Source organism: Vibrio sp. 10N.222.46.A1, assembly GCF_041473595.1.
In the GTDB taxonomy this organism is placed as follows: Bacteria; Pseudomonadota; Gammaproteobacteria; order Enterobacterales; family Vibrionaceae; genus Vibrio; species Vibrio tasmaniensis_A.
On the sequence record NZ_JBFRSN010001678.1, the window covers coordinates 1 to 492 of the forward strand.

A 492-nucleotide genomic window follows, 5' to 3' on the forward strand; every position below is an offset into this window, starting at 1 on the left:
GTACACCAATTGCCGGTCTAAGTGATTAGGTGTCATACCTAACATTATTTTAAACGCTTCCGCTGGGCTCATTCCACGTTTGTAGCAACGGTCAGCCGTCAATGCGTCATAGATATCGACGATACAAGCCATTCGGCCGTGCTGCGGAATTTGCTCGCCACTCAATCCATTAGGGTAACCTGTACCATCTAACTTTTCATGGTGCATTAAACATACATCACGGCTAATTTGACTTAAGCCTTCGATTTTTTTGATGATAGGTTTAGCAAATACTTGGTGTTGCTTGATGTGAGCGAATTCCTCCTCGGTTAAACGAGAAGGCTTGTGCAAAACATTATCATCGATATGCACTTTACCGACATCATGAATAATCCCACCAATAGCCAATGGCTTTAATCGGTCTTTGCCAAAACCCAAATGCTTGCCAAATGTGACCAAAAGTGTGGCGACATTAACGGAATGTTCAAGCAAATAGGCATCTTTCTTACGTAA

General features: G+C 42.5%; 1 protein-coding gene. It reads right to left on the reverse strand.

Features of this window, described 5'->3' with window-relative positions; translation table 11 throughout:
• Positions 1–492: HD-GYP domain-containing protein (locus AB4496_RS28820; RefSeq protein ID WP_372133538.1), on the reverse strand; the 492-nt coding region annotated here is incomplete at both ends.